The 14,170-nt window shown below is 64.1% G+C and carries 13 protein-coding genes and 1 pseudogene; 3 read left to right on the top strand and 11 right to left on the bottom strand.

Annotated features, from left to right (window positions below; all coding sequences use genetic code 11):
- Positions 1–53: 53 nt before the first annotated feature.
- From ACNPP0_RS18200 to ACNPP0_RS18215, 4 genes are all read right to left on the bottom strand, one after another.
- Positions 54–278, bottom strand: coding sequence for a YMGG-like glycine zipper-containing protein (locus ACNPP0_RS18200; RefSeq protein ID WP_039882797.1), 225 nt, complete (start codon positions 276–278; stop codon positions 54–56).
- A 189-nt stretch (positions 279–467) separates the two neighbouring features.
- Entirely contained in the window at positions 468–1,001 is a 534-nt protein-coding gene (locus ACNPP0_RS18205) for an isochorismatase family protein (protein WP_448706625.1), read from the bottom strand.
- A gap of 278 nt (positions 1,002–1,279) precedes the next feature.
- A complete protein-coding gene (gene ettA / locus ACNPP0_RS18210) occupies positions 1,280–2,953 on the bottom strand; it encodes an energy-dependent translational throttle protein EttA (protein WP_006217650.1) in 1,674 nt (557 codons plus the stop codon).
- A gap of 207 nt (positions 2,954–3,160) precedes the next feature.
- Entirely contained in the window at positions 3,161–4,075 is a 915-nt protein-coding gene (locus tag ACNPP0_RS18215; protein ID WP_104143532.1) for a DMT family transporter, read from the bottom strand.
- Between the two features lie 309 nt (positions 4,076–4,384).
- Here ACNPP0_RS18215 and ACNPP0_RS18220 point away from each other — a divergent pair, with 309 nt between their 5' ends.
- Complete coding sequence (locus ACNPP0_RS18220; RefSeq protein ID WP_332612780.1) at positions 4,385–4,906, top strand: hypothetical protein; 522 nt, start codon at positions 4,385–4,387, stop codon at positions 4,904–4,906.
- A gap of 79 nt (positions 4,907–4,985) precedes the next feature.
- Here the strand turns inward: ACNPP0_RS18220 and ACNPP0_RS18225 are convergent, their stop codons facing one another.
- From ACNPP0_RS18225 to ACNPP0_RS18255, 7 genes are all read right to left on the bottom strand, one after another.
- Complete coding sequence (locus ACNPP0_RS18225) at positions 4,986–5,975, bottom strand: ABC transporter ATP-binding protein (protein WP_448706626.1); 990 nt, start codon at positions 5,973–5,975, stop codon at positions 4,986–4,988.
- Positions 5,972–6,952: an ABC transporter ATP-binding protein gene (locus ACNPP0_RS18230; RefSeq protein WP_448706627.1), complete on the bottom strand. Its 981-nt coding sequence runs from the start codon at positions 6,950–6,952 to the stop codon at positions 5,972–5,974. The genes ACNPP0_RS18225 and ACNPP0_RS18230 overlap by 4 nt, the downstream gene beginning before the upstream one ends.
- Positions 6,953–6,959: 7 nt before the next feature.
- Complete coding sequence (locus tag ACNPP0_RS18235; RefSeq protein WP_104143527.1) at positions 6,960–7,874, bottom strand: ABC transporter permease; 915 nt, start codon at positions 7,872–7,874, stop codon at positions 6,960–6,962.
- Entirely contained in the window at positions 7,874–8,863 is a 990-nt protein-coding gene (locus ACNPP0_RS18240) for an ABC transporter permease (protein WP_046803504.1), read from the bottom strand. The genes ACNPP0_RS18235 and ACNPP0_RS18240 overlap by 1 nt, the downstream gene beginning before the upstream one ends.
- 64 nt (positions 8,864–8,927) lie before the next feature.
- Complete coding sequence (locus ACNPP0_RS18245; RefSeq protein WP_332612782.1) at positions 8,928–10,499, bottom strand: ABC transporter substrate-binding protein; 1,572 nt, start codon at positions 10,497–10,499, stop codon at positions 8,928–8,930.
- Positions 10,500–10,759: 260 nt separating this feature from the next.
- Positions 10,760–11,266, bottom strand: a complete 507-nt coding sequence (locus tag ACNPP0_RS18250; RefSeq protein ID WP_332612783.1) for a MarR family winged helix-turn-helix transcriptional regulator — start codon at positions 11,264–11,266, stop codon at positions 10,760–10,762.
- A 26-nt stretch (positions 11,267–11,292) separates the two neighbouring features.
- A complete protein-coding gene (locus ACNPP0_RS18255; protein ID WP_332612785.1) occupies positions 11,293–11,655 on the bottom strand; it encodes a hypothetical protein in 363 nt (120 codons plus the stop codon).
- On the opposite strand from ACNPP0_RS18255, the gene ACNPP0_RS18260 reads away from it, so the two are divergent.
- Both ACNPP0_RS18260 and ACNPP0_RS18265 read left to right on the top strand, forming a co-directional pair.
- Positions 11,636–13,879, top strand: a complete 2,244-nt coding sequence (locus ACNPP0_RS18260) for a thiamine pyrophosphate-dependent enzyme (RefSeq protein ID WP_448706628.1) — start codon at positions 11,636–11,638, stop codon at positions 13,877–13,879. The two genes, ACNPP0_RS18255 and ACNPP0_RS18260, sit on opposite strands and share 20 nt — an antisense overlap.
- 13 nt (positions 13,880–13,892) lie before the next feature.
- Positions 13,893–14,170 (top strand): annotated as a pseudogene (locus tag ACNPP0_RS18265) (indolepyruvate oxidoreductase subunit beta family protein); the annotation flags it as partial.

The following is a 14,170-nucleotide window of genomic DNA, read 5'->3' on the forward strand; positions in this document are numbered from 1 at the left end:
CACGGCCAAAAAAAACGCCCGGCATTGCCGGGCGTTTGCGTTGATGCAGCGCTTTAGTGCTTGCCGACCTGATCGCCGATCACACCGCCGATCGCCGCTCCGCCCACCGTACCCAGCACGCCACCGTTGGTGATCACGGCGCCTGCGACGCCGCCCAATGCGGCCCCGCCCACCGTGCTCTTTTGGCGATGGCTCATGCCGTCCCAGGACGAGCAGCCCGCCATGGCGGCGGTCATCGCCAGTGCGACACAGATTTTGGAAAGAGATGCGATTTTCATGATGAGGCTCCTATTCTTATCCCCGGGGCCGCACCATGGACCTGACGCGAGCGCGCGATCCCCATATGGGTTTAGAAACTTCAGGATCTCAAAATATCCGCGCGAGCGGTGTTAGGTTTGCCCAGGAATTGTGTCAAACAGCGAGAGAATAATTGTGCGCCCCAGGGACGATGTTGCAAGGCGCGTCGGCTATTTGACGAGACGTAACACCTCGCGAAAACGCGGATGTTCGCAAGTTTGCATCCATTCGAATATCGCCATTTCCGAGGTGACGATTTCCGCGCCATGCGCGCGCGCACGGCGCAGCGCCGCATGATGATCCGAAGGCTTGCGCGAGCCAGCCGCGTCCGACACCAGCACCGCGTGATAGCCCATATCCGCCAAGCCGATCACGGTTTGCAGCACGCAGATATGCGCTTCGCAGCCCGCCACCAGAACGGTCTTGCGCGCGGCCGGCAGCCACGCTTCGAAGCCCGGTTCACGGGCGGAAGAAAAATGCATCTTCTGGAATGTGGACTGCACGATGTCGCGCAACGGGTCCACCGTCACGCCCAGCATCTTGCTGTGATGCTCGGTGGCGATGACCGGCACATCAAGCAAGCGCGCGGCCCGCGCAAGCTTGTGCGTGGTGTTGAGCACGGCCTCGTTGTCATGGATGACGGGCATCAATCGGCCCTGCATGTCGACGATGAGGAAGGTGGAATCGGAGGCTTGCAGCAGCATCGGGAATCTCCGGAAAGCCGGCAACGGAATAAAGGGGAACCGCAACGCGGCGCAGCCGAAGCCCGCGCGTGCTGTTCAATGATATAGCGGCGGGCCGATGCAAGCAGGTGGCGGGTCGACGTAGCCGATGCCTTGTCCAAATAGCCGTTCCGCACGAAGAAAGTGTATTGCCTTGTCGATGCGACTTCGATTCTGTCGTCGAAAAAAAATCCCGGCGCGCAGGCCGGGATTCTTGGACCGAATAAGCTGGTCGCTTACTTCCGCGCTTAATTCAGCGCTTACTTCAGTGCCTTGTAGCGCAGGCGCTTGGGCTTGGCGCCTTCTTCGCCCAGGCGGCGCTTCTTGTCGGCTTCGTACTCTTGGTAGTTGCCGTCGAAGAACACCACTTGCGAATCGCCTTCGAAGGCCAGGATGTGCGTGGCGATGCGGTCCAGGAACCAGCGATCGTGGCTGATGACCATGACGCTGCCGGGGAACTCCAGCAAGGCGTCTTCCAGCGCGCGCAGCGTTTCAACGTCAAGGTCGTTGGACGGTTCGTCAAGCAGCAGCACGTTGCCGCCGGCGATCAGCGTCTTGGCCATGTGCAGGCGGCCGCGTTCACCGCCGGACAGCTGGCCCACGACCTTGTTCTGGTCGCCGCCCTTGAAGTTGAAGCGGCCCAGATAGGCGCGCGACGACATTTCGAACTTGCCCACGGTCAGGATGTCGGCGCCGTCGGCCACCGCATCGAACACCGTCTTTTTGTCTTCCAGCGCATCGCGCGACTGGTCCACGTAGGCCAGCTTGACGGTTTGGCCGATGGTGACTTCGCCAGAATCCGGTTGTTCGCGGCCCGCGATCATGCGGAACAGCGTGGATTTACCGGCGCCGTTGGCGCCGATGATGCCGACGATGGCGCCGGGCGGGATCTTGAAGCTAAGGTTATCGATCAACAGGCGATCGCCATACGCCTTGCTGACGTTGTTGAATTCGATAACCTCGTTACCCAGGCGCTCGCCCACGGGAATGAAGATTTCCTGCGTTTCGTTGCGCTTCTGGTATTCGTAGGACGACAGTTCCTCGAAGCGGGCCAGGCGAGCCTTGGCCTTGGCCTGACGGCCCTTCGGGTTCTGGCGCACCCATTCCAGTTCTTTCTTGATGGTCTTCTGGCGGGCCGATTCCGAGGACTCTTCCTGCTTCAGGCGGTCTTCTTTTTGTTCAAGCCACGAGCTGTAGTTGCCCTTCCAGGGGATGCCGTAGCCGCGATCCAGTTCCAGGATCCATTCGGCGGCGTTGTCCAGGAAGTAGCGATCGTGGGTCACGCCGACCACCGTGCCGGGGAACTTGTGCAGGAATTGCTCCAGCCATTCCACGCTTTCGGCGTCCAAGTGGTTGGTGGGTTCGTCCAGCAGCAGCATGTCGGGCTTGGACAGCAGCAGGCGGCACAGGGCCACGCGGCGCTTTTCACCGCCGGACAGGTTGCCGACGATGGCGTCCCAGGGCGGCAGGCGCAAGGCGTCCGCGGCGATTTCCATCTGGTGTTCGATGTCGTCCGAACCGCTGGAGGCGGCGGCGGCGATGATGGCTTCCAGGTCGGCTTGTTCGGCGGCCAGCGCGTCGAAGTCGGCGTCCGGCTCGGCGTAGGCGGCGTAGACCTCGTCCAGGCGCTTCTTGGCGGTGACGACGGCGCCCAGGCCCTCTTCGACCGATTGGCGCACCGTGTGCTCGGGGTTCAGTTGCGGTTCCTGCGGCAGATAGCCGATGTTCAGGCCCGGCATGGGAATGGCTTCGCCTTCGATCTCTTTATCGACGCCCGCCATGATCTTCAGCAGCGTCGACTTGCCCGAGCCGTTCAGGCCCAGCACGCCGATCTTGGCGCCAGGAAAAAACGAAAGCGAGATGTCACGCAGGATCTGCCGCTTGGGCGGCACGATCTTGCCGACGCGGTTCATGGTGTAGACGTATTGGGCCATGGGCTCGTATAGGGAAAGAAAGCTGATGAACCGTCGATTGTAGGCCGGAACCCTGACAGGCGTGCGTCAGCGGGGGAACGTCGGGGTTACCACCCCGTTCTCCGCCCCGGTTCTCCGCCCCGCTTCTCCGTCCCCGTCACAGCCCGGGTCTCTGCCCGGGTCTCTGCCCGGGTCTCCGCCCGGGTCACCGCGCCCCTTTCTCGCCCCTTACCCGCGCCGTGCCCCCAGGCGCGGCGTGCGCATCTGCGCCAGCATGACCCCGGCCAGCGCCAGCAAGCCGCCCACGATATGGAACAGATGCGGCTTTTCGTCCAGGAACACCGAGGCGATGGCCACGGTGCCCACCGGCATCAGGTTCAGAAAAATGCTGGCGCGGTTCGGGCCCAGGTGCTTGACCCCCTGCATCCACAGGAAAGGCGCAAACAGGGACGGAAATATCGCGGCGTACAGCACCAGGGGCACGTTGTCGGCATTCAGCGGCGACGGCGCGGCCATCAGGAATGCCGGCAACTGGAACAGCACCCCAAAACCAATCTGCACGTACAGCGACACCCACGGGCCCACCGGCAGGCCCCAGCGACGCAGCAGCACGCCATACAGCGCATAGGCCAGCGCGGCCATGCCCATCAACAGGTCACCCGGGTTGGCGCCCACGGACAGCAGCCGCGCGGGGTCGCCCTCGCCGATCAGCAGCGCCAGGCCGGCCAGCGACACCACGCCGCCCAGCATCGCCATCAGCGTGGGCCGCTGGCGCAGCACCACCGTACCCACCGCGATGGTCAAGAGCGGGATCATGGCGGTGATGATGCCCATATTGGTGGCGGTGGTGCTGGACGCGGCCACATAGGCCAGCCCTTGGTACAGCGCCATGCCCAAGCCGCCCAGCACGGCGAACTTGGGCAGGTACGGCAGGATCAGGCGGCGTTGCGTCCACACGCCTCGCAATGCGAACGGCGTGAGGACCGCGCCGGCCAGCGCCCAGCGGTAAAAGCCGATGACGGCAGGCGAGATCACGCCGGCGGCCATCTTCGTGACGATCATGTTGACGGACCAGATCAGGGCGGCCAACAGCGGAAACAGCAGGTAGCGGGCGGGAACGGCGGAAGGGTCGGATCGCGACATGGATGGGTGATGCGAAAGAGGAATATAAGAACAGGGCGCAAGTGTAGGGCCTGTCCGAATGACGGTGTGCCGTTGCCGCGGTACGTCATCGGGATACGGCCGCTGGTCGGGCATTGCCGGCGGATCAAGGGCTGAACACTTGACGCCGGCAAGGACATTGAGCCGCCGGCCCGCGCGGGCCTGACAGCCTTGTAACGCCGCGTCATCCAAGCGCCTGATGCAACGCAGCGCCGATCGCGCGACAATAGCGCCTGACTTTATGTATCTTGCCGTGCCGTCGCGGCTTCATCGCGCCCAGGAACCCCCTTCATGTCCGCCTCTGCCACTCCCCCAGCCTCCGTCACCCACTTCAGCACGTCCGAGCTGGACATGCTGGCCAAGACCGCCGACGCCCTCAGCGCCTATCTGGGCAAGCCGGTGCTGGCCGAAGTCATCCTGGGCGACGAAGGCACCGAGTGGGTCACCTATGGCGTGCCGATGGACGAAGGCGCGGAAGCGGACGAAGAGCAGACTCACGTCCAGATGGGCGGCGCGGGCTCGCGCCTGCTGGGCAATCGCGGCGGGCTGCCGCATGCCGATGACGACACCTACGACTGCCTGTACCTGTGGGCCGTGCAGATTTCGTTGAACGAAGGCGAACGCTTCATCAAGCTGGATCACGACGGCGAAGAATCCGCGTGGTCCGACAACCTGGAAGACGTCCTGCCCTTTGCGCTGACCGAAGAACCGCAAGCGGACCCGAGCACGGAAGACGCAGAGGACGAAGACGAGGACGAGGACGATGAGGACGACGACACGCCGTACGACTCGGTCCACGAACCCCGCCACTGATACCCGGCGGGGTCGGGCCCGGCCCGTGACGGCTTGGGCGCCATTGCAGCCCGCCCTTATCGTTCGGGCGCATCCTTCCTCAGGCGCGCCCTTCCTCTACCGCATGGCAGGCCACCACGGAAACCCCGGTCAACATGGCAACCGGCGCTTCGGCCCGGCAGCGGTCATTGGCGTGGGGGCAGCGCGGATGAAACGTGCACCCTGACGGCGGGTTCAGCGGATTGGGCACTTCGCCGGCCACCGCCGTGCGCGGCTTGCCGGCCCCGTTGATATCCGGAATCGCCTCAAGCAGCATCCGCGTGTACGGATGCCTGGGCCGCGCAAAGAGTTCATCGCGCGGCGCCACTTCCACCATCCGGCCCAGGTACATCACGCCCACCCGGTCGGCCACATGGTGCACCACGGCCAGGTTGTGCGAAATGAACAGATAAGTCAGGCCCAGCTTGCGTTGCAGGTCCTTCATCAGGTTCAACACCTGCGCCTGCACCGACACGTCCAGCGCCGACGTCGGTTCGTCGCACACCAGGAATTCCGGGTTCACCGCCAGCGCCCGCGCAATCGAGATGCGTTGACGCTGCCCGCCCGAAAACTGATGCGGATAACGCCCCTGGTCCGCCGGGTCCAGCCCCACCTGCAACAGCAATTCGCCGACGCGCGCCCCACGTTCGGCGGGCGTCATGGTGGTGTGCGTCAGCATGGGTTCGGCGATGATGCGGCCCACGCGCCAACGCGGGTTCAGGCTGGCGTACGGGTCCTGAAAAATCATCTGCAAGCGCTTGCGCAGATTGCGGCCGCCTGTCTCCGACATGCGTGACAGCGGCTGGCCGTCGAACCGGATGTCGCCACGCGTCAGCCCGTACAGGCCCACCAGCATGCGCGCAACCGTGGACTTGCCACAGCCCGATTCGCCCACCAACGCCAGCGTTTCCCCGCGCGCGATGTCGAACGACACGCCATCCACGGCGCGCAGCATCACGCGGGGCTTGCCCGCCAGCTTGCGTTCCAGCCACGGCGGCGACACATCGAACCAGCGCGCGGCATCCTTTACTTCAACCAAGGGCGCGTTCATGCGGCCACCATCGCTTTGTCCTCATGCAACCAACAGGCCGCGCGGGACGTGCCCGCCGGCAGTAATTCCGGGCGCTCGGTCGCGCAGCGCGGCAGGCGCTGACCGCAACGCGGATTGAACGCGCAGCCCGGCGGAATGGCGTTCAACCGCGGCATGCTGCCGTCGATCTGCACCAGCCGTTCCGTGTGCCCGTCCATTGACGGGATGGACCCCATCAGCCCGGCCGTATAGGGATGACGCGGCTTGTGGATCACGTCGGCCACCGGCCCGATCTCGGCCACGCGGCCCGCGTACATCACCGCCACGCGGTCGGCGGTTTCGGCGATCACGCCCATGTCGTGCGTGATCAGCATGACCGCCGTGCCGTGGTCGCGGCACAGGCGTTTCAGCAGTTCGATGATCTGCGCCTGAATAGACACGTCCAGCGCCGTGGTGGGCTCGTCGGCCACCACCAGCTTGGGCTCGGCGGCCAGCGCCAGCGCGATGACCACGCGTTGCCGCATGCCGCCCGAGAACTGATGCGGATAGTGGTCGATGCGTTCGCGCGCGGCCGGGATGCCGGTGGACGCCAGCAATTCCACCGCGCGGTTGCGCGCCTGCGACCACGTCATGTCCAGATGCGTGACGATGGTTTCCGCCAGCTGCCGGCCCACCGTGTACAGCGGGTTCAAGGACGTGAGCGGGTCCTGGAACACCGCGCCGATTTCGCGGCCGCGCACGCGGCGCATCTGCTCGTCGGGCAGGTTGTCGATGCGGCGGCCCGCCAGCAGGATTTCGCCGGCCGCGATACGGCCGGGCGGTTCCAGCAGGCCGATGATGGAGGCGCCGGTCAGCGATTTGCCGGCGCCCGATTCGCCCACCACGCCCAGCACTTCGCCGGCCTGGATGGAAAAGGACACGTCGTCCAGGGCGCGTAGCGTGCCGCGGCGCGTGGGAAATTCCACGCGCAGATTGCGGACTTCCAGAAGTGCGCTCATGGTTACCTCAATTCAGCCGCGGGTTGAGCGCATCGCGCAGCCAGTCACCCAGCAGGTTGACCGACAGCACCAGCAGCACCAGCGCCGCGCCCGGAAAAATGGTGATCCACCATTCGCCGGAAAACAGAAAATCGTTGCCGATGCGGATCAGCGTGCCCAGCGACGGCGCGGTCGGCGGCACGCCCACCCCCAGGAACGACAAGGTCGCCTCGGTGATGATGGCGGTGGCCAGGTGCACCGTGGCCAGCACCAGCACGGGCCCCAGCACATTGGGCAGCACGTGGCGGAACATGATGACGGGCGAGGCCACGCCGATCACGCGCGCCGCCTGCACGTATTCGCGGTTTTTCTCCACCAGCGTGGAGCCGCGCACGGTGCGTGCGTACTGCGGCCAGCCGGCCAGCGCAATGGCGCCGATCAGCACGGGGAAGGCGATCAGTTCGTGCATCTCGCGCGGCACCGCGGCGCGCGCCACGCCATCGATCAACAGCGCGATCAGAATCGCCGGGAACGACAGCTGCACGTCGGCCACCCGCATGATGAACGCATCGATGCGCCCACCCGCATAGCCCGAGATCAACCCCAGCACGATGCCGATCAGCATCGACAGCAGCACCGACGCCAGCCCGATCAACAGCGACACGCGCGTGCCGTACAGGATGGCCGAATACAGATCGCGGCCCTGGCTATCCGTGCCCAGCAGGTACGTGGCCTGGCCGTTGGCCTCCCAGGCGGGCGGCAACAGGGCGTCCAGCAATTCCACCGTGGTCAGGTCGAACGGGTTGTGCGGCGCGACCCAGCCGGCGCCGAACGAGCCTATCAGCAGCGTCGCCAGCAACAGCGTCGCGATGATGGCCACGGGCGCGCGGCGCCAGGCCCAGGCAATGTCGCTGTCCCACCAGCGTTTGAGTGCGGCGCGCATCAGTGAGCCCCTCCGGCGCGAGTCATCCCGGAACGCAAGCGCGGGTCCACGACGAAATAAAGAAGATCGACCACCAGGTTGATCACCACGAACACCAGCGCGATCAGGCACAGGTACGCGGCCATGACCGGCACGTCGGCGAATTGCACCGCCTGGATGAACAGCAGGCCCATGCCCGGCCACTGGAATACGGTTTCCGTCACGATGGCAAACGCGATGATGCCGCCCAGTTGCAAGCCGGTGATGGTGATGACGGGCACCATCGTGTTCTTCAGCGCATGGCCAAAGTGGATGGCGCGGCGCTTCAAGCCCCGTGCGCGGGCGAACTTGATGTAGTCGGACCGCAGCACTTCCAGCATTTCAGATCGCACCAGGCGCAGCACCAATGTCATCTGGAACAACGACAAGGTGATGGACGGCAGGATCAGGTGCTTCCAGCCGGTAGCGGTGAACAGCCCCGACGTCCACCAGCCCACGGCGACGGTATCGCCCCGCCCGTAGCTGGGCAGCCAGCCCAGCTGCACCGAGAACACCAGGATCAACAGGATGCCGATCAGGAAGGTCGGCAGCGACACGCCCAGCAAGGAACCGGCCAGCAGCAGCTGCGAAACCAGGCTGTTGCGCTTGAGCGCGGTGTACACGCCCAGCGGCACGCCCACTACCAGCGCCAGCAAGGCGGCCACCATGGACAGCTCCAGCGTGGCGGGCAGGCGGGACTTCAGCAAGGTGGAAACGGGTTCGCTCTGGCGCAGCGAAATGCCGAAATTGCCCTGCGCGGCGTTGGCCACGAAATGGCCGAATTGAACGATGGCGGGCTCGTTCAGGCCCAGGCGTTCACGCAGTTCGACGCGCTCGGCATCGGTGGCGTCCTGCCCCAGCATGATGGTGACAGGGTCGCCGACGTATTGAAAAAGCACAAAAGCCAGTAGCGCGACGGTGAGCATCACCGCTACGGCCTGCAACAGGCGGCGCAGTATGAAAGCAAACATAGGGGAACAACCAAAAACAGACGGCGCGAGCCGGATGGGCTCCGCGCCGTCTGGTTAGCCGGGATCAGTCAACCTTGACCCAGTCGGCAACAAGGCGATTGTCGGCACGGTGGATAACCGTGACGTTCTTGCGCATCGCCCAGGGGATGACCTGGTCATGCAGCGGGATGTGGCCGAAGTCCTTGGCGTGCCCTTGCAGCACGGTGATGATGTCGGCGTCGCGCTTGGCGGGATCGGTCTCGGTCTTGATGCGGTCGATGATGACGTCAAGTTCCTTGTTGCTGTAGCCGCCCAGGTTGTACATGCCGTCCGCGCCTTCGCCCTTGGTGCGGATCAGGTTCTGCAACGAGTACATGGCGTCGAACGTGGGCACGCCCCAGCCGAACAGGTAGGCGCTGGTGTCGAACGATTGCACCTTGGGGAAGTACGTGGAACGCGGCATGGCGTTCATCGTGGCCTTCACGCCCACCTTGGCCCACATGCCGACCACGGCCTGGCAGATGGCTTCGTCGTTGATGTAGCGGTTGTTGGGGCAGTCCAGCGTGAAGTTCAGGGTGCCGTCGTAGCCGGCTTCCTTGAGCAAGGCGCGCGACTTTTCGGGGTCGTACGGCACACGCTTGTGCACCGATTCCGCCCACCCATGCACCTGCGGCGCGATCATTGTGCCGGTGGGCGCGGACAGGCCGCGCATCACGGCGCGCTTGATGGCGTCCACGTCGATGGCGCGGTACAGCGCTTCGCGCACGCGGATGTCCTGGAACGGGTTTTTGCCCTTGATATTCGAATACTGCAATTCCGGACGCTTCTGGTCCAGGCCCAGGTAGATGGTGCGGTATTCGTTGCCTTCGACCACCTTTTGCGCCTGGCGCAAACGCTCCAGATCCTGGGCGGCGGGGTCCAGCACGAAGTCGATTTCGCCGGACAGCAACGCGGCGGTGCGCGTGGCGTTCTGCTTGATCGGCGTGAACACCACCTCGGTCACGTTGCCGACCTTGCCGGCCTTGTTCCACCAGTCCTTGTTTTCTTCAAAGACGGTGCGCACGTCCACTTCGCGCGTCTTCAGCTTGTAGGGGCCGGTGCCGTTGGTATTGCGCGCGCCAAAGGTTTCTTCTTTGTTGACGTAGTCCTGCGGCTTGGCGATGTTGTTCTTTTCGGACCAGGCCTTGTTCATGATGAACACGTTGGTCAGTTGGCGCAGCAGCACCGGGTTGGGCGCCGACGTTTCGATCTCGATGGTCAGGTCGTCGATCTTGCGCGCTTCCTTGATGCCGGTCGTGTAGGCCTTGTAGTTCGACGTGGGCGCCATTGCACGGTGAATCGAGAACACCGCGTCGTCGGCCGTGAAGGCCGCGCCGTCATGGAACTTCACCCCGGGGCGCAGTTTGAAGCGATACAGCGTCGGCGACACCTGTTCCCATTCCGTAGCCAGGCGCGGCACCACCTTGAACGTCTTGTCGTAGTCAACCAGCGGCTCGTAGATGTAGCTGTTGGCGGCGATCGTCATGCCCTCGTTTTGCGAGTGCGGGTCGAACGTAAGGATGTCGCCTTGGGCGGCCCAACGGAAGGTCTTGGCGTGCCCGATCGAGGGCACGGCCACGGCGGCGGCGATCGCGATAGCAATCAAAGTGCGGCGCATAGGGGTTAACTCCTGACATTAGTCTGAATACCGGCGCCGAGTGTGCCTACGCGTATGACCCCAGTCAATTCAGGGTTTATGCGTACCGTGGCCCCTTTTCACAGAGAGCGATCTATTAAGGGACGTATAAGCATGTAACAAAATAGTTGGATCGAACAATGTTCGAGTGCGCGGATGCAACGTCCGCCATCACCGCCGGAATCACCGCCGGAATCACCGCCCGAATCACCGCCCGAATCACCGCCCGAATCACCGCTCACTTATTCCTCGGCGTCGATCGGCAATTCCAGCGGCACATGCTCGGTCATCAACACTTCCAGCATGTCGATCAGCAGCGCCGCCTTTTCTTCGCCGAACGGCGCCAGCACGGCCTTTTGATGCTGCAACGCCTGTTCGCACAGTGCCGCGATCAGATGGGTGCCCTTGGTGGTGATGCACACGCGGGTCTGGCGGCGGTCGGCCCGCACGCCGGTGCGCGCCACCAGCCCCTCGGCTTCCATGCGCTGCACCACTTTGCTTAGCGTGGGTTGCTTGGTGATGGCCAGCACCGCCAGGGTGCCGATGGTTTCGCCGGGGCTGCCTTCCAGGCTGGCCAACACCCGCCATTCCGTCACCGAGAGCCCGGCCGCCTTCACCTGCAGATGAAATTCAGCCGAGATGCGCTGGCTGGCCTGCGCCAGCAGATAAGCCAGATAGCCGTCAACGAAACGGGGGCCGCCCGTGCCGCGACCGGTCAATTGTGTGTCCCGCTGCTTGTCCAACCGCATGTTGCTTTGCTCCCACGCACCGGAATTCATGTTTGGCCGACGGCCGAAAAAACGCATTGCACCACGACGGCGCAAACGCGCGCCATGATGCACGGCAATGCTGTTGCGCAGCACAGGGTATACCCCGAATCGCGACCCGTTTTTGCACCATGGCGGGGCCGAAAACCCGCCATGAAGCTAGAGAACAACCAGTATATACATCCTTGTTTTCGCGTGATATTTTTTGATTTCCATGAAATTTCATCTTTTTTGTTGACAGCTAAAACGTTGACTCCTAAAGTATTTTTCAGACGACAATTTCGTGGCACGACGATGCTGCACGGCAGCAAGGCTTGAGGACCGGTCATCCGGCCCCACCAGGAGTTCGAGATGGCTGAAAGGTCTTTCAAGAAAGAAGTCCAGCAGTTGCGCATCGGCGCCGGCGAAGAGTTTCGCGGCGAGGGCATTCTTGCCGTCACCAAAGCGTTGCTGCAATCGGGCGTGGGCTATGTGGCGGGCTATCAGGGCTCGCCCATTTCGCATTTGATGGATGTGCTGGCCGACGCCAACGACATCCTTCAGGAACTGGGCGTGCACTTCGAGGCCAGCGCCTCGGAAGCCACCGCCGCCGCCACCTTGGCGGCATCGGTCATGTACCCGATACGCGGGGCGGTCACGTGGAAGTCCACCGTGGGCACCAACGTTGCTTCGGACGCGTTGGCCAACCTGGCATCGGGCGGCGTCACCGGCGGCGCGCTGGTCATCGTGGGCGAAGACTACGGCGAAGGCTCGTCCATCATGCAGGAACGCTCACACGCGTTCGCCATGAAGTCGCAGATCTGGCTGCTGGACCCGCGCCCCAACCTGGAAAGCATGGTCAAGGCCGTGGAAGACGGCTTTGAATTGTCGGAAGCCAGCAAGACGCCCGTGATGCTGCAACTGCGCATCCGGGGTTGCCATGTGCATGGCCGCTTCATGGCCAAGGAAAACAAGCGGCCCGCGTTTTCACTGGCCCAGGCGCTGGAAAGCCCGGCGCGCGACACCAGCCGCATCGTGCTGCCGCCCGCGTCCTTCCTGCACGAGCAGGAAAAAATCAAGGATCGCTGGCCCGCAGCCATCCGCTATATCAAAGAACACAAGCTGAATGAGCACTTTGACGGCGACCAGGACGACATCGGCCTGATCCTGCAAGGCGGCCTGTACAACGGCGTGATCCGTTCGCTGCAACTGTTGGGCCTGGCCGATAACTTCGGCAACAGCCGCATTCCGCTGTACGTCATGAACGTGACCTATCCCGTTATCGAAGACGAGGTCACGGAATTCTGCCGGGGCAAGCGCGCGGTGCTGCTGCTGGAAGAAGGCCAGCCGGATTACATCGAACAGAACCTGCACGCCGTGCTGCGCAAGGCGGGTATCGACACGCATCTGTCCGGCAAGGACGTGCTGCCGATGGCTGGGGAATACACCACGCAGGTCATGCGCGACGGCGTGCGCGAGTTCCTGAAGCGCCATCGCCCCGAATCGCTACAGACCCATCCGGCGGTGGCGGTGGATGCGGTGGCCCAGGCCCAGGCCCAGGCCCCCAGCAGCCAACTTGAAATCACCGAAGTCGCCCGCCCAAAGCCCGCCGCCAAGCCCGTCGAGCAGCCCATCACGTTCCACAAGCAGGTGGACGGGCTGGCGTCGGTGGTGCCGCCGCGCCCCGCCGGGTTCTGTACCGGCTGCCCTGAACGACCGATCTTTTCCGCGCTGACGCTGGCACAGGAAAAGCTGGGGCAGCATCACATTTCGTGCGACATCGGCTGCCATCTGTTCTCTATCCTGCCGCCCTTCAACCTGGGCGCCACCACCATGGGCTACGGCCTGGGCGCGTCCAGTGCAGCGGCCTTCAACGTGCCCGCCGCCAAGCGCCCCATTTCCATCATGGGCGACGGCGGCTTCTGGCACAACGGCCTGTCGTCCGGCATCGGCAACGCGGTGTTCAACAAGTACGACGGCGTCATCGTCATCGTTGACAACTTCTATGCGTCGGCGACCGGCGGGCAAGACATTTTGTCGTCACGCGCCGACAACCCCGACCGGTCCACCAACAACCCCATCGATCACGCCGTGCGCGGCGTGGGCGTGAAGTGGGTGCGCACGCTGGACCGCACCTACGACGTGGCCAAGGTGCGCGCCACCATCGAAGAAGCGCTGACCACGGACATCAAGGGTCCGAAGGTCATCATCGCGCAGTCCGAATGCATGTTGAACAAGCAGCGCCGCATCAAGCCGCTATTCAACAAGGCCGTCAAGGAAGGCCGCCGCGTGGTCAAGGAACGCTTTGGTGTGGACCCCGACGTGTGCACGGGCGACCACGCCTGTATCCGACTGTCGGGCTGCCCATCGCTGTCCATCAAGGACAGCGGCGACCCCTTGAAGGAAGACCCGGTAGCCCACGTGGAAAGCAGTTGCGTGGGCTGCGGCAACTGCGGCGAAGTGGCCCATGCCGCCGTGCTGTGCCCGTCTTTCTACCGCGCCGACATCGTGCACAACCCCACCGGCACCGACCGCTTCCTGGCGCGCATGCGCGGCGCCGTGATCGGTTTCCTGCAACGCCGCCGCGCCGCGCGGCTGGCCCAATACGCCCTGTAAGGACTAGCCCTTCATGAACCCGCCGGCAATGCAGCAAGGCAACCCCATCAAGATCGCCATCCTGGCCATGGGCGGCCAGGGCGGCGGCGTCCTGGCCGACTGGATCGTCGACATGGCCGAACACGCCGGCTGGTGGGCGCAAACCACATCGGTGCCCGGCGTGGCGCAGCGCACCGGCGCCACCATCTACTACCTGGAACTGCTGCCCGAAGCGGACGTGGCGCGGGCCGGACGCCCGCCCGCGCTGGCGCTGATGCCCACCCCCGGCGACGTGGACCTGGTCGTGGCCGC

It is taken from the genome of Achromobacter semiaridum (assembly GCF_053543755.1).